This window comes from Buttiauxella agrestis, from assembly GCF_900446255.1.
In the GTDB taxonomy this organism is placed as follows: domain Bacteria; phylum Pseudomonadota; class Gammaproteobacteria; order Enterobacterales; family Enterobacteriaceae; genus Buttiauxella; species Buttiauxella agrestis.
In genome coordinates this window covers 1,199,848-1,220,753 of record NZ_UIGI01000001.1, presented here as the reverse complement: position 1 = coordinate 1,220,753, position 20,906 = coordinate 1,199,848, and the positions used below count along the sequence as shown (strand labels likewise).

The following is a 20,906-nucleotide window of genomic DNA, read 5'->3' as shown; positions in this document are numbered from 1 at the left end:
GCAGGCTGGATTATTCAGCACTTACTGTAAGACGTGCAACCTGGCTAGTTCTGATAAAACGACTCAGATCGACAGGTTTACCCTGGAACTGAATCTGTACTGCCGCCGGAGCACCAATTTTCAACTTATACGGTGCCTGACCGGCTAAATTTAAATTGCCATCTTTACGCTGCATACCGCTGAATAATTTTTTACCCGTCGCATCGGTCACTTCCAGCCAGCAATCAGCATTGAAGTTCATGACTAATGCATTAGGGTCAGCCGCAGGAGTTGTTACCGCAGCCTGGTCGGTTGGCAGAGCTGTATTGGGTGCCGGTGGCGTCGTTGTCTGGGCATTATCAACTGGAGCCTGGCTTGGTGCTACCACAGCGGAAGAATCCGCCGGGGTAGTTTGTTGAGCCGTTGCTGCCGCAGCCTGACTTTGCGCTGGATCAGTCGCAGAAGTCGATTGCGGTGCTGGGGTCTGCACAGGTTGCTGTGCAGAGGTATCAGCAGTAGATGAATCGCTGGTAGTCAATGGTACTGACTGGGAGTTACTGTTGCTGGCAGAAAGTTCAGCTGAAGATTGATCAGCCATTGTCGAGATTTCTTCCTGCGCTGCCTTATGGTTTTGCCACCACCAGGCGCCGGTCAGACCGACAACAACAAACAACACGAGCCAGGTAAAGCTCATCAGCCAGCCGTCACGTTTCTTACGGCGTTTCCCCAGAGAAAAACTTTGCATCGGAGCGACTTTAGCAGCTCTGACTGGTGCTTGTTTTTCCATCATTGGCAACAGTTCTTCTTCCGGAATACGCACCAGACGTGCATAGGACCGGATATAACCACGCAGGAAGGTCGATGCTAACTCAGCTGGCGCCTTGTCATCTTCAATATCCCGAACGGTAGAAACTTTCAGGCACAGGCGTTCTGCCACGGCTTGTTGGCTAAGACCGAGTTCTTCACGGGCAACACGTAAACGTTCACCCGTGGTTTTTGCTGCATTTGATTCGTGAGTGGCTTCAGTATTCATTAGCTACAACTGCTGGAACTGTTCGATTGAGGAATTAGGCAGGAGCCTTGTCGCACAGCATTTCCGCTACGCCACAACTCCCGCTCCGCGAAACAAATTTGTTGTCTGAAGGCAACACCTTCAGACAACATAACATTTAGTTCAAACAACTTGTTCACTTAAACGAACCGCTTAACCTGAACAACTTCATCACTGATGAGTTAACCATAGACAGCATTTGTAATGTTGTCAGCGGATTGCGACTGTGATGGCTTAAATAGATGCGCCTAAACTATTGTTGTACCGCTACATACTGCCTTAAAAGGCAGTGAAACGCACCGTAATTATTAATCTTAAAGACACTCGCGAAACTTGCATAACTGCAAGATATCACTATGTGTTTTTTGCGCCACGCAGCAATTCAACCGCGTGGCACGAATCTGATTTAAACGAATGCTAATCAGACTGCTTTAACATCAATAGGTTCACCTTGCATACGTTTACGTAACGTACGCTTGGTGCGGTCGATAACTTCACCCGCCAACTGACCACATGCTGCGTCAATATCATCACCGCGAGTCTTACGCACGATGGTCGTAAAGCCATAACTCATCAATACTTTTGAGAAACGGTCGATACGGCTATTGGAGCTACGGCCATATGGTGCGCCCGGGAACGGGTTCCATGGGATCAAGTTGATTTTACATGGCGTATCTTTCAGGCATTCTGCCAGTTGATGCGCATGATCAGTCCCATCGTTAACGTGATCCAGCAGAACGTATTCTACGGTGACACGGCCCTGGTTGGCGTTGGATTTCTCCAGATAACGGCGAACCGCAGCCAGGAAAGTCTCGATGTTGTACTTTTTGTTGATTGGCATGATTTCGTCACGAATATCATCGGTCGGAGCATGTAGAGAAATGGCCAATGCCACATCAATCATGTCGCCCAATTTATCGAGCGCAGGAACCACACCAGAAGTAGAAAGCGTTACGCGACGTTTGGATAAACCAAAACCGAAATCATCAAGCATGATTTCCATCGCCGGTACCACGTTGTTCAGGTTCAGCAACGGCTCACCCATGCCCATCATCACCACGTTGGTGATAGGACGAACGCCGGTTTTCTTTTGCGCACCGATAATTTTCGCCGCACGCCAGACCTGGCCGATGATTTCAGAAACACGCAGGTTACGGTTAAAGCCCTGCTGAGCCGTAGAACAGAATTTACATTCCAGAGCACAACCCACTTGTGAAGAAACACACAGTGTGGCGCGGTCTTCTTCCGGGATATACACGGTTTCCACCAGCTGATCGGCAATCCTGATAGCCCATTTAATGGTGCCATCAGCAGAACGTTGTTCTTCAGCGACTTCCGGTGCACGGATCTCAGCAACTTCTTTGAGTTTGTTACGCAGAACTTTGTTGATGTCAGTCATATCATCGAAGTCATCACTGCAATAGTGATACATCCATTTCATGACCTGATCGGCGCGGAATGGTTTTTCGCCCATATCAGCGAAGAACTCACGCAGTTGCTGGCGGTTTAGGTCCAACAGGTTAATTTTTTCTGACTTGTTGGAAACGACTGAAACGGCTGTCTCAGGAGTGACAATTTGCTCTGACATATTTTCTTCCGGCCTCGTTGTTACACGTTACGGCCCCAGGTGGGTTAAAAAAAGATACGCCCCGGAGAGCAGGCTCGTCCGGGGCGCAGCATTGTACAAATTCTATGGCACAGATGCCATGACTGAAAGCGAACTACATACAAATAAAATGTAACGGCCGCTTAACAGTAAATGCTTATTAACGAGTGCGCGGGCAAACTTCGCCTTCAGCGAAGAAATAAGCAATTTCACGAGCCGCTGACTCTACAGAATCAGAACCGTGTGTGCCGTTCTCGGTGAAGCTGTCCGCGTAATCTGCACGCAGAGTCCCAGCCAGTGCGTTCGCTGGGTTAGTTGCACCCAGAATATCACGGTGACGCTGAACGGCATTTTCACCTTCCAGGACGCTAACCATGATTGGACCGGAAGTCATGAACGCAACCAGGCCATCAAAGAAAGGTTTGCCTTCGTGCTCAGCGTAGAAACCCTGAGCCTGCTCAGAAGTCAGGTGCAGCATTTTTGCGCCAACAATCTTAAACCCTGCGGATTCAAAACGAGCATAAATGTTACCAATAACGTTTTTTGCCACCGCGTTTGGTTTGATGATGGAAAAAGTACGTTCAATAGCCATGATTACCTCTGTGTCTGTTCTGTTTGCCCGGTCCCTGATGGGATAACCGGTTATGATTTGGCGCCGATTATAATGAGCAAGTCTCGCATTGCCTATGGATGCAGATAACATTTTTTTAAAATAAGATGAATGTCAGCAACATTTTCAATGCGAAAGCCTAAAAATTAGACTATTAGCTCATTGCAACGTGAAATGAGCGGCCGCTATCTGCCCCGCCTCATCTAGAGCTAAAACCTGATACGCCCCCGGTTTGTCCAGATCCAACGCGATTCCATTGCTATTGTCACCTACCGGCTCGCCATTCAAAAACCACCAGCGTTTTCCTTGCCCACCTTGAGCGCTAAGACGAAGCGCTAAGCGTAATTCTCCAGGCAGGCGCTTCAAAATAGCGCCCTCACGAACCCCTAACAACAATAAAGGCGTAACTTCATCTTTCTGCTGCGGAGGACATTGCTCTGAAACCGGCGGTAAACGCGCAGACCTTCTTTCACTCGCGGGCAGCCACGGCTCTAGCGGCAACGGCCACAAAGAGATAATTTGTTGTTTCGCGCCCGAACAATCAGCGGCAACCTGTTTACCGTTATCATCCAACCAGACAACCTTTCTTGCGCCCTGCACGCCCTCCTGCCCCGGGGCTTCAAGCGTGGGCGGTTGGCTATTATCCAGCAACCAGCTGGTTAATCGGCGTCGGCAATTGTTGTCTCCGGCAGCCAGATTTTGCCCACCCGGCCAACAAATTTGCCCTTCAGAAACAGAGGCTGGACGAGGATCAACCGGCAGACGCGCCTTCTGCACGGCGGAACTGGCTTGCAGCAAGTTGTTCACCTGGTTTAACAACGGAATGGCACTGCCCGTTCCGAACTGCCCTGCAACCGGCGTGCTGTCCGGGCGTCCGGTCCAAATACCAATCAGATAGCGAGGATTGATCCCGATAGCCCACGCATCGCGGTAGCCATAACTGGTACCCGTTTTCCATGCCAGCGGCACGACAGCAGGTAATGTTGAGTCCGGTTGCGGTTGTGCTTCTCCTGCCAGAATTCGACGAATAATCCACGCCGCTCCGGCAGACATCAATGGCCGTTCAACGAGCGGTTGTCCGGGCTGCAAGCGCAACTGTGCGGCACGGCCATGGCGTGAAAACGCGCTATAAGCGGCGACAATCTGGTCTAAACGAGCACCGCCGCCACCCAGTATCAACGAAAGATTAGGCTCACTTCCCGGCGGAAAACGCAGGTCCAGACCCACATTACGCAACTGCGCAGCAAAACGCTTTGGACCATACGCCTCAAGAACCTGAACAGCCGGAAGATTAAGCGAGCGCACCAACGCTTCGCTCATGCTGACCGGGCCATGAAAACCAGTGTCGAAATTTCCAGGGCGATAATCGCCAAAGCGCCGGGGAACATCCTGTAACAACGACGTGGGGTGAATCAGCCCGTCGTCCAGCGCAAGAGCATAGGCAAAGGGTTTCAATACCGAGCCAGGTGAGCGAATGGCCGTCACCATATCTACATGCCCGAAACGGCTTTGATCATTAATATCAACCGAGCCAACCCAACCGCGAACTTCCATAGTGGTGTGGTCAACCACCAATATCGCGAGTGACGAGCGTGGGGGAAGTTGAGCTTTCCAGTTCAGTGCCAGCTCTTCGAGTTGGCGCTGCAACGGCGCATCGAGCGTGGTCGTTATTTTCTGCGCCTTACTGCGACTCACCAGATAACGCGAAAGCAATGGCGCCAGTTGCGGCATCTGTCTTGGTGCCAGCCATACCGGTTCTTCAAGGGATTCTTTTACCTGCTGCGGCTCCCAGACGGCTTGCTCCGCCATGCGCAGCAGGACTTTATTGCGCGCGGCTTGTGCTCTTTCGGGCCAACGGTCAGGGCGCAAACGACTAGGCGCTTGCGGCAGCACTGCCAATAAAGCGGCTTCTGCATAACTCAACTGCTGCGGGGATTTCCCAAGGTACACCCAACTGGCTGCCCCCACACCCTGTAACGTCCCCCCGAAAGGGGCACGATTCAGATAAAGCGTGAGGATTTGTTCTTTTGAGAGATACCACTCAAGTTGCAACGCTCGCCATACCTGTCGAACTTTGCCACCCAATGTTCGAGGATGCGGATCAAGCAAACGAGCCACTTGCATGGTCAACGTACTGCCGCCAGAAATCACTTTGCCACTGAGAAGATCCTGCCAGCCAGCACGAATTATCGACAGCAGATTGATCCCTGGGTGATCCCAAAACCAGCGGTCCTCATAATTGATTAAGGCTTCGAGGTAACGGGGTGAGACATCTCTAACGGTGACGGGATAACGCCAGATGCCATTCTCATCGGCAAAGCGCCACAGCGGAGTGCCATCCGCCGCGACCACAACTCGCGCTGGATTTGCCTGAGAAAGCGGTAACGGCCAAAGCCTGTCCGCCAGCCAAATACCCAGCAATAAAATGAGCGGCAGCACCACGAATAGATAGCGGTGCCGCCAGCGTAAAGGCTTTCGCACTTTGTTTAGCCTGTTACGGATGTATAGTCAGCATACCGGTGCTGGCTCCCGTTGCCCGCCATTGCGGCACATACATCGATTCAACTTGTGATACAGGGACATGGTAGGTTCCCGGTGTGACAGCACGAGCAAGGTAAACCAGGGTCGCATGTTGGCTTTCGTTAAGCGGCAATGCGGCAACAAAGCGATCGTCACGGAATTCCATATGCTGAATATCCGCCTGCTGCATCTGATTCAGTAAACCCTGAACCTGATTATCACTATCACTCAGGCTGGCACTGCTTTCAGAAAGGTTCTGGTTTTCGAGTTCAAGACCTGCGGGTAACAGATCAACAACTAACGCATCCGGCACATTTTTATCTGCCCAAACATCCAGCCAGACCATCACCAGCTCGCCGCTTTTCAGTTCAGACAATGACTTACGATTGCCTTTTGCATCCAGGAACTGACGTTCAATATGCAAAACGTTGCTGTAAGGTGCCGGAGCCTGCTGCGGATAACCCACACTGTCTAAACGCAGGTATAAATTACCCGTACCGGTGTTAGTTACCTGCAACCCTGCGAGCTGCTCGGCATTCAGATTACGCGTGATGGATTGCGTGCCCGCCAGTGGTTCGGCAATAAATGACACCTGCGATTGCCAGTCTCCTTTCGCTGTTTGCCAGTTACGACCTGCCAGGAACAGCGCGTTACTTTCCTGGGTGGAAAGCCAGCGTTGGCTGTAAGCGAGATTAGAAAGCTCCATCAGCAATTGATTTTGCTGCTCTGGCAGCAATTTGTTCTCTTCCAGAAGACTCAACTCCATGGCTTTATCACGCAGTTCGCTGCCGTAGTCAGCCATCCAGATACGTTCGTCGCTACGATTGGTTTTCAGTCCTAAGTTGATAGCCTGGTCACCACGTGGCGCATCGCCCATCAATTTCAGCGCCACACCCAGTTGCACTAAAGGTAAACCAGCCCGCGCACTGTTATGACGTGACCACAATTCACGTAGCGCGCCTAACGGTGCTTTTTGCTGACGTGCAAGCACTTGTCCGGCATAAGCCTGCACCGCGAATTTACTGGCAGCAGCATCATCGCTGTAACGCAGTGCTATCAATCCTGAATCCTGAAGATAACGCAGCAGGCGCTGGTTAGCTTTGTTCAGAGAATCGGTATTTACGCTGTATCCTTGCTCACTGGCACGCACCAGGAAATCAGTGACATAAGCAGTTAACCAGTATTCCTCCGGCCCCTCTTTATCCCACAAGCCAAAACTACCGTCGTCGCGTTGCATATCCAACAGGCGCGAGATTCCCAGATCGATTGCAGCGCGGCGCTGGTCATCCGTGGTTCCTTTGATTCCCAAAGACGCTAACTGTGCCTGGTTGGTATAAAGCGATGGGAAAAGCCCGCTGGTTGTTTGTTCAAGGCAGCCATATGGATACGCTTTAAGTTCACGGATATAGCGTGCCAGGTTCAGCGGCGGACGCCCACTGAGCAGCACTTGTCCTTCAAGCGTTGCGGGAGCTAATCCTGATATATGCTGCGGTGGAATATCCCATACTTCGCCCGGAGCCAGTACTGCACCGCTGTTGATATTTTGCGCCGGGAAAGGAGGGCGAACCCCGAGTTTCCATTGTTTCTGAATAGCTGGCAGCGTTTCACCTGGCAGATTAAGGCCGCTGATTTGCGCCTCTAGCTGACCATCACCAAATCCCTGCAACCCACGCACCGAAATAAACAGCGTTTTACGCGCACCGGGAAGCAGTTGCACCGTCTGCGACGGTGCGGAATCCAGTGCAATCAGGCCACTGGCGCTGAGGTTGATACTCAGTTGCTGTGGTTTATCGGTCAGGTTAGTGAGATCCATCGCTAAGCGACTGGAATCTCCACTCGCCATAAAGCGCGGAGCTGCAAGCTCAGTCACCAGCGGTGCGGCGACAACGACTTTATCTTCGCTATTGCCAAAACGATCGTCGGTCCAGGCTTGCGCCATCACGCGCAGTTCCCCATTAAAATCGCCAATTGGCAGGGAGACCGTCCCTTCACCTTTATCGTTCAATTGCACCGGTTGAGCTTGCTGCGCAATGATAGTGACATGATTTACCGGTTTTTTACCGCCACGACTGAGTTCATCACCTTCGTCGCCACTACCACCAAAGCGCAATGCAGCCAAACGCCCTTCACCTTCAATTACCTGACCATAGATATCGTACAAATCCGCCCCGTAACGCTTACGACCAAAGAAAGCGTCCCATGGGTCCGGCGTTTTGTAGTCGGTAATATTCAGCACACCGCTATCAACGGCTGACACAAGCACGTTAATTTGCTTCGGCATTACGCCATTAATCGCCTTAGTTTTGACTTTCACCGTGAGGTTTTGGTTAGGGCGCATTTTGGCCGGAGCATCTAACTCGAGCGCCAGACGGCGGCTTTCATCCCCTAGCGGCAGATGTAAAATCCCCACAGCGCGTTTTGGCGTCGCAGCACGGTTTTTATCACCCGGGCGAATCACCAGCGTGCTCAAATACAAGTCATGGCGCTGCCAGCTTTTGTCGACGGGAATTTCAATATCCAGCCCTTTTTCTGGCACATCAATTTCCTTCCACCACAACGGACCCTCGCTGGACTCCACCATCGCGTAGCCTTTACCTGCTGCCGGAGCAGAGATATGCAGATTGATGGTGTCGCCTGCTTTGTAGCTCGGCTTGTCAATTTTCAGTGTGACGCGGTCAGGACGGACAGCACCTTCGCCGTCGCTATTATCTTGCCAGCTGTAACCTGCCCAGAAACGGATGCTGCTTACAATTTCGTTCTCGGTGTCGCGCACTTCAAGACGGTAAGAACCCCACTCCACCGGGAAAGCGACTTTGCCTGTTTCGCCCGCCGCGAGATCCAGTTTTTGTTCCGCTTCTACTAAATCTTTTTGGTCATACTGCGACTGCCAGCCTTGCCCTTCTTCCCAACTCCAGAAGTAATCGCGACGCTCGCGAATCAACCGGACATCAAGGCCAGAAACCGCCAGCTTTTCACCTTTTGCATTGGCATAAACAATGTCAAAACCCGCGTTGGTATCTTCGTCGACGATCGGTTGAGTACGGGTGCTATCGGTGCGGTAATCGTAGACTTCTTTGCTGGCAAATTGAGGACGAATACCCGGCAGCGCTTCGGCAGGCCAGATTGCTTGCTCCGCACGTCGCGTGACCGGGCGGCCGCCGGACTCCAGCAAACTAGCTTGTAGAACCAGCTTTAACGGTGAATGAACATCAGACCATTGGCTGTCTGTGCTGACCGTTGTTTTGCCCTGCTCGTCAAGCTGGAGCTGGACTTCATCCAGGTTACGGGTGAGATTTTCTTCGTTTACGTCACCAAACTGGAATCCCGGTAAAGCCGCCACAGCTTCACGCAATGGGCGTAAGAACAGCTGGCCTTGCAGGTTATTCCCGGAGGCAGGCGCGCCATATAAATAACGCCCGGCAATCTGGAAGCTGACGGATTCATCAGGGCTAACAGGTTGCTTCTGGCTTGTGATGTTGAGCGCCATACGCTCAGGCATAAAGTCTTCGACTTTAAATGTCCAGATACGCGGCTGGTTGTCACCCGTATTCACACGGACTTGCCAGTTGCCAGTTTGGACATCTTGATTTAATGGATAGCTGAACTGATACAGGCCATTTTCGGGTTTCCATACTTGCGTTCTGGCAACCTGGCCGTCAGGTTTTACCACTTCCATTTTTACAGGTTGCTCAGGAAGGACTTTGCCATCGCCGTCACGCAGCAAGGCATTCACCAACACTGTTTCGCCCGGACGATACAAATCACGTGGACCAAACATAAAGAACTGTTTGCTAAAGCCTGTCTCACCGGCAATGTTAAATTCAGCCAGGTCCAGCGCCGGGCGGCTCAAATCAAGCATGGTGGTTTGCTCAGCGGTACGCGCCAGCAATAACGTCCCTTTATCGGTTTTTTCAAGCGTGGCATGGCCATCACCGTCGCTCTTAGCTTGAGCCACGGTTTGCCCTTTCTCATTGAGCAATGTGATTTCTACACTGGATTGCGCCGCCCCGTTTTCCAGGCTCTGCGTAAACACATCTAAACGGTCGTGGTAACGGTGCGCCGAGATACCAATGTCGCTCAGGGTGAACAACGTTGCCGCATTGCTGTAACTGTAATGCCCAGCCTGATTCATGATGGCGATATAGACACCAGGCGCTTGCAGCGGCTTAATTTCGCCTAACGGCAAGAGTAGTTTTTCTCGGGTATTGCGAGCAGGGTTAAGATCAAACCGCCCGGTGTACACCAGGTCTGCAAGCTTGAGTAAATTATCAGACTCCCAGTTAGACACGGAATTTCGGTACTGCCACTGGCTGATAAAGGAGCCTAATGATTCACTTTTAATACGGTAGAAATTGACGTCAATTTTATCAACGTTTAGCGCCATCACGGGTAAACCGGCGATAACCTTAGTGGGCAGTAAGGAGCCTCGGCTGGCAAAACCGACGCTCGGCTGAATATCACGGGTTGAGATTTTCTTCTCAAAATTCCTGTCGAAGGTCGCTTTATTTAAGGCAATTAACCCGCTATCAACCGTCAGTATTAATTCACGCTTGGGTTCAAGATGGCGCAGACGTAATTCTTTGAGGTCTGTGGAAAGCTCCCAGGCCCCATCGACTTTGCCGCTGGTTTTATCCACCAAATGCGCCACGCGTGAGAAATCCTGGTTGGGGTCTAAGGGAATAGAGAAGGTGAGAACCAGCGTGCTTGCGCCATCGAGCTGTACTTCCGAAGCATCCAGCAAGTTCAGCGGTTTGCCCGCAGAATTCTTCGCCAGCTTTTCAAGTTGAGAGGCATCTGGCTTTGCCGCTTTTTCAACAGGTTGTTGGGTCGAGGAGTTACCCTGCGCCACCGCCTGCGGTTTATCGTTATTGTCACACCCAGAAAGAGACAGTGCAGCCAGCAGAGTCGCAGCCAGCGCGCCCAGACGTATTATTCTCATGCTTTATCCCTGGCCAATATGGCCCATTAGTCCACCCAGTATTACTTGTATTATGCGGGTACATTAAAAAAACGAAAGTATGAAAAAATTGCATTGCGCGCTGACTCGCAAGGAAAAGATTATTTTTGCAACGCATTCATTCCGTATTCGGTTTCAAAATGGAAGCACGATCACGCCCTGAAAGGTTACATGTTACCTTCTGAGTCATTTGTTTTTAAAACAATAAGATAGATAGATCATCAGTTCATATTATTGCTACATTTCAAGCTGAGTCGCTGCCCTAACGCGGTGTTTAGCCAAAGTGATAATAAGAGACTGCTAAATGAAAAGTGCCGTTAATGCCCTACAAAATTTCGGAAAATCGCTCTATGGCCCAGTGCTTATTTTGCCGATCGTCGGTTTATTTATCGCGTTTGGTAATGTATTGGGCAACGGTAACCTCGCTGAATATTTACCTTTTCTCGGTCACCCTTCGATTCAACATACCGGCGTTCTGATTTCTAAATCTGCCGTTTCAGTGCTGGCAAATCTGGCGCTGGTATTTGGCGTTGGCATTCCCATTGGTTTTGCAGCAAAAGACAAAGGCTATGCAGCATTGATTGGCCTGGTCACGTTTATCGTCTTCATTAATGCGATGAACGTAACGCTGCAATTGCAGGGCGAGTTAGCGCCAGCCGATCAAATGCGGGCCGCTGGGCAAAGCATGGTTTTAGGTGTGCAAGTGCTTGAGATGGGTGTTTTTGCCGGGATACTGACCGGGGCGCTTTCAGGATATCTGTACAACCGCTATTCCGGCGTACAGTTTTCTGGCGCGATGGCGATTTACTCAGGCCACTGTTTTGTCGCCATTATTATGCTCCCCGTGTCGATGTTGCTCGGCGTGGTCATGAGCGAACTCTGGCCATTTGCCCAGCACGGCATCAGTGCGCTGGCATTGGCGATTAAGGGAGCCGGGGCGTTTGGCGTTGCCATCTACGGTTTCCTGGAACGCATTCTGGTGCCAACGGGCCTGCATCACCTGGTTTACACCCCCTTCCTGTATACCGAGTTAGGCGGCACGGCTGATGTTTGCGGCAGTGTTTACCAGGGAGCGCGCAATATTTACTTCGCGGAAATGGCGTGTCCGAGCGTCCATCAACTCAGCAGCACCGTGGTTTGGGATGCGCGAGGCATTAGCAAAATGTTCGGCCTGCCTGCCGCCGCTCTCGCCATGTATATGACCGCAAAACCCGAGCGTAAAGCCGTAGCCAAAGCGATTCTGATTCCCGCAGCGCTAACGTCGATGCTGGTTGGCGTGACCGAGCCGCTGGAGTTTTCCTTCCTGTTTGTCGCTCCGCTGCTGTTCGGCGTGCATGCGGTTCTAACCGGCATCGGCATGATGCTGTTCTATCTGCTGGGCGTTCACGCCATCGGCGCAAACGGCATTATCGATTTCATTCTTTATAACCTGCCGCTAGGCACGGAGAAGTCCAACTGGCCGATGTACATCGCTGTCGGGCTGATGATGTCGGTGATTTATTTCGTGGTGTTCCACTTCCTGATTCGTCGTTTCGATATGAAAACACCAGGCCGTGAAAGCGATGACGAAGAGACAAAACTGTATAGCAAACAAGAATATCAAGCCAAAGGCAGCAACGATGGCTTGGGTGAAGCGATTATCGAAGGCCTCGGTGGCCGCGCAAATATTGAAGTGGTCGACAACTGTTACACCCGCCTGCGAGTTACGGTGCGCGATGTCTCAGCTATCGACGAGCCCCGCCTGAAATCGACTGGTGCTAAAGGGGTGATTAAACAAGGTAATAACGTTCAGGTGGTCTACGGGCTACATGTCAAAAAAATGCGTGAAGCAGTAGAGACGTTTCTCTAAAGGAGTCAATGATGTTTAAACCCCCATTTATTTTGTCCATTGCCGGTGGCGGTAGTACTTACACGCCGGGCATTGTTAAAAGCCTGATGGTGCGCCTGGCCGATTTCCCGTTAGCTGAAATTCGCCTTTACGATATTGATGGTGAGCGCCAGTCAGTGATTGCGCCGGTGGTTGAGAAAGTCATTCGCGACCACAGCCAAAGCATTAAATTTACCGTCACCACCGACCCGGAAGTTGCCTTTAGCGGCGCGCATTTCGTCTTCGCTCAAATGCGCGTCGGGCAATATAAAATGCGTGAGCAGGATGAAAAAATCCCTCTACGCCACGGTGTTGTCGGGCAAGAAACCTGTGGCCCCGGTGGGCTGGCATATGGTTTGCGCACTATTTTACCGATGGTCGAGCTGTGTGATTTTGTTGAGCGTTACGCCCATCAAAAAGCGTGGATTGTGAACTATTCCAACCCAGCGGCGATTGTCGCAGAAGGCGTGCGCCGCCTGCGCCCGAAAGCACGCGTGTTGAACATTTGTGATATGCCCGTCGCCGCCATGCGTAATATGGGTGCCATTCTTGGTGTGGATCGCCACAAGCTGGAAGTCGATTACTTCGGTCTCAACCATTTCGGCTGGTTTACCCGTGTGCTGGTCGATGGTGAAGATCGCCTGCCAGAGTTGCGCCGCCATATCGCTAAATTTGGCCTGCTGACGGAAGACGCCGCGCAAACCGATCCGCAACATTCGGATCCTTCATGGGTGAAAACCTGGCGTCATATCAAACCGATTATGGACCATTTTCCGGAATTCCTGCCGAACCCATATTTGCAGTATTACCTGATGCCAAACGACATCGTTGAGCACCAAAACCCTGATTACACTCGCGCCAACGAAGTGATGGATGGGCGCGAGAAGAAACTGTTTGCTGCCGCCGACGAGTATAAAAAAACCGGTATTTTGCCGGATGCGTTCCACGTTGGTGTCCATGGGGCATTTATCGTTGATGTCGCCTGTTCGCTGGCCTTTGATTTGCGTCAACGCCATCTGGTGATTGTGGAAAACAAAGGGGCAATTGCCAACCTGCCGTATGACGCAATGGTTGAAGTTCCGGCTTACATCACCTCGGAAGGGCCAGAGCCAGTGCGCATGGGCGCGGTTCCGCTGTTCCATCAGACACTGCTCATGCAACAGTTAGCCTCTGAACAACTGCTGGTTGAAGCCACCATCGAAGGCAGTTACGAGAAAGCATTGCAGGCGTTTACTCTTAACCGCACCGTGCCGACGATGCAGCATGCAAAAGCAATTCTCGACGATATGATTGAAGCAAACCGCGATTACTGGCCACAGTTACAGCAAGCGTGGAAAGATGGCGAAGCCGTGAAAGCGTAACTTTATCGAATATTTACGGCGCACTTCGCAGCAGTGGACATGGTTGCTTGTCGGTTTGGTGAAAAACACCGACAATCCGAGAGTAAATAACGATTCGGAGGCAATCATGTCCACCACTTTCTTCGTTGCGGGCGACTGGCTCGCAGAACATATTAATGACGAAAATATCCAGATTATTGATGCTCGCATGTTGCCTCCGGGCCAGGAGCATCGTGATGTCGCTGGCGAATACCGTGCCGGCCATCTGCCTGGCGCAGTGTTTTTCGATATCGAAGCCCTTTCCGACCACACCAGTCCCCTACCCCATATGATGCCGCGTGCCGAAGCGTTTGCCGTTGCCATGCGCGAACTGGGTATTAGCAGCGATAAACATCTGGTGGTTTACGATGAAGGCAACTTGTTCTCCGCGCCTCGCGCCTGGTGGATGCTGCGGACTTTTGGTGTGGAAAATGTCTCTATTCTGGCGGGCGGCCTGGCCGACTGGCAGCGCGAAGAATTGCCTCTTCAGCAAGGTGATGTTGAATTGCCGGAAGGTGAGTTCGACGTGAATTTCGACCCGATGGTCATTAAACGTCTGACCGATGTTTTGCTGGTTAGCCATGAAGGAACGGCACAAATAGTTGATGCCCGCCCTGCTCCGCGTTTTAACGCGCAAGTCGATGAACCTCGTCCAGGTTTGCGACGCGGGCATATTCCTGGTGCGTTCAACGTTCCATGGAATGACCTGGTAGAAAACGGCCAATTGAAAACCACCGACGATTTGAACGAAATATTCACCCGTCAGGGCGTCAGCTTTGATAAGCCGATTATTGCAAGTTGCGGCTCAGGCGTAACGGCCGCCGTAGTCGTTCTGGCGTTAACCACGCTTGGCGTTAACGGTGTTTCACTGTACGACGGTTCCTGGAGTGAATGGGGAGCGCGCTCTGATTTACCCGTTGAACCGGCGCAAGCGCAATAATGGATAACCGCCTGGTCGGTTTACTTGAGCGCGGGGATTCATTGACCCGCGCTGAGTATCGCGTGCTCTCGCACCTGACTAACCATCCGTTGCTGGTGGGGAATATTACGGTGCGGGAACTTGCCCAGGCGACGTTTGTTTCCAGCGCGACCATTATGCGGTTGTGCCAGAAGCTCGGATTTAGTGGTTTTAGCGAGTTTATCTGGCACTGCAAACAACTGCTTTCCAGCACGCCGCATATCGCTAATCAACCAGCACAACCCGCCGCCACGCTGCCGATTCTGTTTGACCAGTTCGTGGAGAATTACCGTCAGACGTTCCGTTGGGTAACGCCGGAATTAATGGCGCAGTTCGCCACGCTACTGCGTGAAAAAGAGAGCTTCTTTTTGTACGGTGCCGGTTTTTCGTATTTGTTCGCCGAATACCTGACCAAAAAACTTCAGGTATTGGGTAAAACGGCGTTCATTTCCGGGCCAGGCGATAGCCGGGGAATTTTCCTGAGTAATGCCTCTAAATATGAGGTTTTTATCGCCATTTCACGCAGCGGTGAAACCGAACAGGTTTTAGATAAGGCGCGGATTGCGCAAAATGTGGGGATGTCGATTGTGGCGTTCACGCGAGCATCGCCAAACAGTTTATCCGAACTGGCCGATGTGCATTTTCCGCTGTATGACGAGGCGATTCATTTTGCGGCCGAAGCCGCAGGGATTACGTCTTTTGAGTCAAATCTGGTGATGCTGATTGATTTACTGCTGCTGCAAGCAACAGCATAAATCATCAGATAATTCGATTGGTTTTGAAATCGCGCAGGAAGCTTCCCCAGCGGCGCTCATAGAATGGCGTAATGTGCGCCATCATAAAGTGGCTGATGCCCTTTTCGCCTTCGACAACCTGACAAATATCAACGGGTTCATCGCCCGGTAAAGTATCTGTCGCGACGCTTCCTGCCTGGCGAATAATCGCTTCGATATCCCCTTCGGCTTCAATACCAATCAACAAGTTAGGCTGCTCGTCTGCTCGCTCTTTAATGGAACAAATAAACGCGCGCTTCACGGTTTTCAGGTTTTTAAACAGCGTCGTGAGCGAGTCAACCATTTGTGCAGGCGGTTCAGCCACTTCGGAAAGCAGCAAAGAAGTCCCGCCATCCAGCAATTCCTGCTGAGTTAAAGGGTCACTTTCATCGCTGATCAAATGGGTAATTTCGCGCGGGGTAAATTCTTTGCCGGTTGGCAGTTTCGCATTCAGGAATAATGTCGCGCCCTGCGTCATTTCAAATAGCGTGCGCACTGGCATCACGACAAATGCCTGCTCGTGGCTGATAGCTTGTTGCAGTGCTTCAACTGAGGTGAAGAACGGAATGACGGAGGTGCCATCGTCTTTTTCCCAGTGCTGTAATTCGACAGCACTATCGGCATCGATGGCTTCACCTTCAGCGGCGGTACCGGGCACCCAGACGGTGGATTCCAGTAATACGCGGAAGAATGCCGGGCGGTGAGCAGGTTCAGTGGCAGCCTGTTCAAGCAGCGTTTCGAGTTCGTTTTTTGGTTCTGACATGGTGGTTCCAGAATGAGTCTGTGGGGCAAACAACCCTCACCCTAACCCTCTCCCTGAGGGAGAGGGCCGGGGTGAGGGCGAAAAGCGAATTACTGACTAACCAACAGATTCGCAATCGCGCGCACACCAATGCCCGTTGCGCCAGCAGACCACTGCTCAACCGCACCTTTACGGTACGTTGCGGAGCAGTCAATGTGCAGCCAACCTGCGTGGTAGTTTTCCACGAAGTGGGACAAGAAGCCCGCCGCCGTGCTGGCACCCGCAGGGAAAGAGGCGTTAGAGGTGTTGTTCAGCTCAGCAAAGTTAGACGGCAACTGGTTGCGGTGGAACTCGGCCAGCGGTAAACGCCAGAACGGTTCGTTTTCTTCCGCAGCACTTTCCATCAGGCGGTTTACCAGCCCATCGTCAAAGCTGAACAGGGCATGGTAATCATTGCCCAATGCGGTTTTCGCCGCACCCGTTAAGGTCGCGCAGTCGATGATAAGCTCAGGTTTTTGCGCACTCGCATCAATCAGGCCATCGGCCAGCACCAGGCGACCTTCTGCATCGGTGTTCATCACTTCAACGGTTTTACCGTTGCGATATTTAATGATGTCGCCCAGTTTGAATGCGTTGCCGCTGACCAGGTTGTCCGCGCAGCACAGGAACAGTTTCACACGTTTGTTCAAGCCGCGAGTGATCGCAAATGCCAGAGCGCCGGTAATGGTGGCAGCGCCGCCCATATCTGACTTCATGGAGTCCATGAATGCGCTTTGTTTCATGCTGTAGCCGCCGGAATCAAAGGTGATACCTTTACCGACCAGGCATGCGTAAACCGGTGCATCCGGGTTGCCCGTTGGGTTGTAATCCAGCGCCAGCAATACCGGTGGGCGCTCAGAACCACGACCCACGGTGTGGATACCCATGTAATTCTGCTCGCGCAGATCTTCACCTTTGGTGATGCGGTAAGAGACGTTATCGCAAGCCACATCACACAGCAGGTCAACGGCGCGGGAAGCGAGTTGTTCCGGGCCGAGTTCTTCGGCTGGCGTGTTGATGGTATGGCGAACCCAATCAATGATTTTCAGGCGGTTATTAAGTTCTTTTTGCTCTTCATCGCTCAGCACAGCCCAGTCAACTTTACGGGTGCCTTTTGGTGCACGGTAGCCCTGCCAGAATGCCCAGCTTTTCTCGACATCCCAGCCTTCGCCCGCCAACTGTACGTGCTTCAAGCCCTGGCCGTCGATTTTACGTGCGGCGCGTTGGATTAACCCCAGGTCATCTTTGCCTGTCAGGTGCAGAGTAATCCCTTCGTCGTTGATGCTATAAGCGGCTTTTTCACCCCAGCGCGCATCGGCAGACGCGGTGGAAAGCGTGATTTTCATGGCTTCTGACATTTTCTTTTCCTTATACTTTTCAGCTCATGCTTCATATAAAAACGGGCCGCCAGAGGCAGCCCGCTTATTGTTATTCTGCTTCATCTAACCAGACTAACAGAATAGCTTCCAGAATTTTTTCATTGGATGCGCTTGGATCGTCATCAAAATCTTCCAGATCGCAGATCCACTGATGCAGATCGGTAAAACGTACCGTTTTAGGATCAAGATCCGGGCGGCTGTCGTACAGAGCTTCACCAATTTCGCGGCTGTCGGTCCATTTCAGTCCCATAAGCGACTCCTGTCAGTGCTCACGCGCGTGGTTGATGGTGTAACGTGGCATTTCAACCACCAGATCTTCATCCGTTACACGTGCCTGGCAGCTTAAACGGCTTTCAGGTTCCAGACCCCAGGCTTTATCCAGCATGTCGTCTTCGTCTTCCGTGCTTTCAGCAAGGGAGTCGAAACCTTCACGCACCACACAGTGGCAAGTGGTGCAGGCACAGGATTTTTCACAGGCGTGTTCAATCTCGATACCGTTGCGCAGGGCAACATCAAGAATAGTTTCACCGACATTCGCTTCCAAAACTGCGCCATCTGGACACAAATCCTGATGAGGCAGAAAAACAATCTTTGGCATGTTAAACCTCGTCCACGGAGTGGCCTTTCAGCGCCTTACGGATTGATTCATCCATACGACGTGCGGCGAAATCCTGTGTTTGTTTGTCTACGTTTTTAATGGCTTGTTCAATAGCATCGGTGTCATCGCCCGCAGCTGCGGCGCTTAACGCCACCATCGCTGAGTCAATTTCCGCACGCTCTGCCGCACTTAACAGCGCGGCATCAGTCGCTAACGCGCCTTGCAGGCTTTCCAGCACGCGGGCAGCGTCAACTTTTTGCTCAGCCAGCATGCGCGCTTTCACGTCATGCTCGGCATAACTCATGGAGTCCTGAATCATGGTGGCGATTTCGCCATCGCTCAGGCCATAAGACGGTTTCACCTGGATGGAGGCTTCAACGCCGGTGGATTTCTCCATCGCGGTGACGCTCAGTAAGCCGTCAGCATCAACCTGGAAGGTCACGCGAATATGCGCCCCACCTGCAGGCATTGCCGGAATACCGCGCAGTGCAAAACGTGCCAGCGAACGGCAATCCTGCACCAGTTCACGTTCGCCCTGCATCACGTGAATCGACATTGCCGTTTGGCCGTCTTTAAAGGTCGTGAAGTCTTGCGCACGCGCTACCGGAATAGTGGTGTTACGCGGAATGACTTTCTCAACCAGGCCGCCCATGGTTTCAAGGCCAAGCGACAGCGGGATCACATCAAGCAGCAGCATTTCGCTGTCAGGCTTGTTGCCCACCAGAATATCCGCCTGAATAGCGGCGCCAATAGCAACAACTTTATCCGGGTCGATAGATGTCAGCGGCGTGCGGCCAAAGAATTCGCCCACACGTTCGCGCACTAATGGCACCCGAGTAGAACCGCCGACCATCACCACTTCCAGCACTTCATCGGCTTCGACACCTGCGTCTTTCAGCACACGGCGACAAGCCAGCAATGTCCGTTTAACCAGGGCTGCAATCAGTTCGTTGAACTGCTCGCGGGTCACAGTGCCCGTCCAGCCAGCCACTTCTACGGTTGCCGTTTCGGCATCGCTCAGGGCGATTTTCGCGGCAATTGCGGCATCCAGTAACTGGCGCTGCACGCGGTCGTCGCTACGGTCAGCCACACCGGCTTGCTCACGCAGCCAGTCGGCTAACAGGTGGTCGAAGTCATCGCCACCGAGTGCAGAATCACCGCCAGTTGCCAGCACTTCAAACACGCCACGGCTTAAGCGCAGAATGGAGATATCGAAAGTACCTCCGCCCAAATCGTAAACGGCGATAACGCCTTCTTTGCCCGAGTCCAGGCCGTAGGCGATAGCCGCTGCGGTCGGTTCATTGAGCAGGCGCAGAACATGCAGGCCGGCCAGACGCGCCGCGTCTTTGGTACCCTGACGCTGCGCATCATCGAAATAAGCAGGAACGGTGATCACCACGCCATCAAGCTGGCCTTCCAGTGCTTCGGTCGCACGTGCGGAAAGGGCTTTTAAAATGTCGGATGAGATACGAATAGGGTTCAGCAGACCCGCCGGGGTGTCGATCATCGGCAGGCCATTTTCACTCGCTTTGAGCGAGTAAGGCAGATGCGGGTAACGCGTCTGGATATCGGCAAGAGATCGGCCCATCAGACGCTTTACGGAGCTGATGGTGTTTGCCGGATCGGTTGCGGCTTGCGCACGCGCGTCCCAGCCCACATTCAGGCCTTGTTGCTGATAGTGCACCACAGAAGGCAGCAGATGACGGCCATCATGGTCAGGCAGCGTTTCAGCTTGCCCGCTACGAACAGTTGCAACCAGTGAATTTGTGGTGCCTAAATCGATACCCGCCGCCAGCTTGCGCTGATGCGGTGCCGCACTCAGGCCCGGCTCACTAATTTGTAATAACGCCATATTGAGCTTCCAGTTAAAAATCGAGCAGCTTTTCTTCGAGTTGTTCTATTTGGCTGCGCAGTTTATCGAGAAAACGAAGTTTACGCACAGTATCCGCCGCTTGCGTCCAGTCCTGATTATCCAGCTGCTGCACCATTTGCGCCATGCGGGTTTTCACCATCGCATTGACGTTGGCACTGAAGGATTCCAGGCGGTCGCTATCTTTGGCGTGCTCGATATTATCAAGCTCTTCACGTAATTCGAGTTGCTCCATCAAAAACGCGGTATCGCGCACGGTATGCTGCTCGTTAGCCAGATCAAAACCGTTGAGGGAGAGGATGTACTCGGCACGCGGCAGCGGATGACGCAGCGTTTGCCATGCCTGGTTGATGGTCGCAGATTGTTGGACCGCCAGCAGTTGTTCCGCCTGAGGGCGGCTGGTGTATTTGTCAGGGTGGAACTGGCGTTGCAGCTCCTGGTAACGTTTAGCCAGCAACTCGGTGTTAAGGGCGAAGCCTACTGGTAATCCAAAGAGGGTGAAGTAATCCATAACAGACTCGGGGGGGTTACCTGATATACCCCCACATAACGGTACGTTACGTGGGGGAAGTGGCGAG

Annotated in this window: 15 protein-coding genes; 4 read left to right on the top strand and 11 right to left on the bottom strand. The window is 52.2% G+C overall.

Annotated elements, in window-relative coordinates:
- Positions 1–10: 10 nt before the first annotated feature.
- From rodZ to DY231_RS05770, 5 genes are all read right to left on the bottom strand, one after another.
- Positions 11–1,012 carry a cytoskeleton protein RodZ gene (rodZ, locus tag DY231_RS05790; RefSeq protein WP_115627598.1) on the bottom strand — a complete coding sequence of 334 codons (1,002 nt, stop codon included), beginning with the start codon at positions 1,010–1,012 and terminating at the stop codon, positions 11–13.
- A gap of 439 nt (positions 1,013–1,451) precedes the next feature.
- Positions 1,452–2,618 carry a dual-specificity RNA methyltransferase RlmN gene (rlmN, locus tag DY231_RS05785; RefSeq protein WP_115627597.1) on the bottom strand — a complete coding sequence of 389 codons (1,167 nt, stop codon included), beginning with the start codon at positions 2,616–2,618 and terminating at the stop codon, positions 1,452–1,454.
- Positions 2,619–2,796: 178 nt separating this feature from the next.
- Positions 2,797–3,228, bottom strand: coding sequence for a nucleoside-diphosphate kinase (gene ndk, locus DY231_RS05780; protein WP_034459186.1), 432 nt, complete (start codon positions 3,226–3,228; stop codon positions 2,797–2,799).
- Positions 3,229–3,405: 177 nt separating this feature from the next.
- Positions 3,406–5,688: a peptidoglycan glycosyltransferase PbpC gene (pbpC, locus tag DY231_RS05775; protein WP_370511347.1), complete on the bottom strand. Its 2,283-nt coding sequence runs from the start codon at positions 5,686–5,688 to the stop codon at positions 3,406–3,408.
- A gap of 52 nt (positions 5,689–5,740) precedes the next feature.
- Positions 5,741–10,705, bottom strand: coding sequence for an alpha-2-macroglobulin family protein (locus tag DY231_RS05770; RefSeq protein ID WP_115627596.1), 4,965 nt, complete (start codon positions 10,703–10,705; stop codon positions 5,741–5,743).
- A 322-nt stretch (positions 10,706–11,027) separates the two neighbouring features.
- Here DY231_RS05770 and DY231_RS05765 point away from each other — a divergent pair, with 322 nt between their 5' ends.
- The 4 genes from DY231_RS05765 (at position 11,028) to DY231_RS05750 (ending at position 15,682) form a co-directional block, all read left to right on the top strand.
- Entirely contained in the window at positions 11,028–12,572 is a 1,545-nt protein-coding gene (locus DY231_RS05765; RefSeq protein ID WP_115627595.1) for a PTS transporter subunit EIIC, read from the top strand.
- Between the two features lie 11 nt (positions 12,573–12,583).
- Positions 12,584–13,951: a 6-phospho-alpha-glucosidase gene (locus DY231_RS05760; RefSeq protein WP_034497686.1), complete on the top strand. Its 1,368-nt coding sequence runs from the start codon at positions 12,584–12,586 to the stop codon at positions 13,949–13,951.
- Between the two features lie 106 nt (positions 13,952–14,057).
- Positions 14,058–14,909, top strand: a complete 852-nt coding sequence (gene sseA / locus DY231_RS05755) for a 3-mercaptopyruvate sulfurtransferase (protein ID WP_115627594.1) — start codon at positions 14,058–14,060, stop codon at positions 14,907–14,909.
- Complete coding sequence (locus DY231_RS05750) at positions 14,909–15,682, top strand: MurR/RpiR family transcriptional regulator (protein WP_115627593.1); 774 nt, start codon at positions 14,909–14,911, stop codon at positions 15,680–15,682. The genes sseA and DY231_RS05750 overlap by 1 nt, the downstream gene beginning before the upstream one ends.
- A 4-nt stretch (positions 15,683–15,686) precedes the next feature.
- Here DY231_RS05750 and sseB read toward each other — a convergent pair whose 3' ends face one another.
- From sseB to hscB, 6 genes are all read right to left on the bottom strand, one after another.
- The gene (sseB, locus tag DY231_RS05745) at positions 15,687–16,463 is read right to left on the bottom strand and encodes an enhanced serine sensitivity protein SseB (protein ID WP_115627592.1); all 777 of its coding nucleotides are present in this window, start codon (positions 16,461–16,463) and stop codon (positions 15,687–15,689) included.
- A gap of 89 nt (positions 16,464–16,552) precedes the next feature.
- Positions 16,553–17,839, bottom strand: a complete 1,287-nt coding sequence (gene pepB / locus DY231_RS05740; protein WP_034497709.1) for an aminopeptidase PepB — start codon at positions 17,837–17,839, stop codon at positions 16,553–16,555.
- Positions 17,840–17,909: 70 nt separating this feature from the next.
- The gene (gene iscX / locus DY231_RS05735; RefSeq protein WP_034497712.1) at positions 17,910–18,110 is read right to left on the bottom strand and encodes a Fe-S cluster assembly protein IscX; all 201 of its coding nucleotides are present in this window, start codon (positions 18,108–18,110) and stop codon (positions 17,910–17,912) included.
- A gap of 12 nt (positions 18,111–18,122) precedes the next feature.
- Positions 18,123–18,458, bottom strand: a complete 336-nt coding sequence (fdx, locus tag DY231_RS05730; protein WP_034459208.1) for an ISC system 2Fe-2S type ferredoxin — start codon at positions 18,456–18,458, stop codon at positions 18,123–18,125.
- Between the two features lies 1 nt (position 18,459).
- Positions 18,460–20,310 carry a Fe-S protein assembly chaperone HscA gene (gene hscA / locus DY231_RS05725; protein ID WP_115627591.1) on the bottom strand — a complete coding sequence of 617 codons (1,851 nt, stop codon included), beginning with the start codon at positions 20,308–20,310 and terminating at the stop codon, positions 18,460–18,462.
- 13 nt (positions 20,311–20,323) lie between these two features.
- Positions 20,324–20,839, bottom strand: coding sequence for a co-chaperone HscB (hscB, locus tag DY231_RS05720; RefSeq protein WP_034497715.1), 516 nt, complete (start codon positions 20,837–20,839; stop codon positions 20,324–20,326).
- Positions 20,840–20,906: the final 67 nt, after the last annotated feature.

Coding starts and splice junctions, on each gene's coding strand:
- rodZ (WP_115627598.1), bottom strand. CDS start 1,012: ATGAATACTGAAGCCACTCACGAATCAAATGCAGCAAAAACCACGGGT.
- rlmN (WP_115627597.1), bottom strand. CDS start 2,618: ATGTCAGAGCAAATTGTCACTCCTGAGACAGCCGTTTCAGTCGTTTCC.
- ndk (WP_034459186.1), bottom strand. CDS start 3,228: ATGGCTATTGAACGTACTTTTTCCATCATCAAACCAAACGCGGTGGCA.
- DY231_RS05770 (WP_115627596.1), bottom strand. CDS start 10,705: ATGAGAATAATACGTCTGGGCGCGCTGGCTGCGACTCTGCTGGCTGCA.
- DY231_RS05765 (WP_115627595.1), top strand. CDS start 11,028: ATGAAAAGTGCCGTTAATGCCCTACAAAATTTCGGAAAATCGCTCTAT.
- DY231_RS05760 (WP_034497686.1), top strand. CDS start 12,584: ATGTTTAAACCCCCATTTATTTTGTCCATTGCCGGTGGCGGTAGTACT.
- sseA (WP_115627594.1), top strand. CDS start 14,058: ATGTCCACCACTTTCTTCGTTGCGGGCGACTGGCTCGCAGAACATATT.
- DY231_RS05750 (WP_115627593.1), top strand. CDS start 14,909: ATGGATAACCGCCTGGTCGGTTTACTTGAGCGCGGGGATTCATTGACC.
- sseB (WP_115627592.1), bottom strand. CDS start 16,463: ATGTCAGAACCAAAAAACGAACTCGAAACGCTGCTTGAACAGGCTGCC.
- pepB (WP_034497709.1), bottom strand. CDS start 17,839: ATGTCAGAAGCCATGAAAATCACGCTTTCCACCGCGTCTGCCGATGCG.
- iscX (WP_034497712.1), bottom strand. CDS start 18,110: ATGGGACTGAAATGGACCGACAGCCGCGAAATTGGTGAAGCTCTGTAC.
- fdx (WP_034459208.1), bottom strand. CDS start 18,458: ATGCCAAAGATTGTTTTTCTGCCTCATCAGGATTTGTGTCCAGATGGC.
- hscA (WP_115627591.1), bottom strand. CDS start 20,310: ATGGCGTTATTACAAATTAGTGAGCCGGGCCTGAGTGCGGCACCGCAT.
- hscB (WP_034497715.1), bottom strand. CDS start 20,839: ATGGATTACTTCACCCTCTTTGGATTACCAGTAGGCTTCGCCCTTAAC.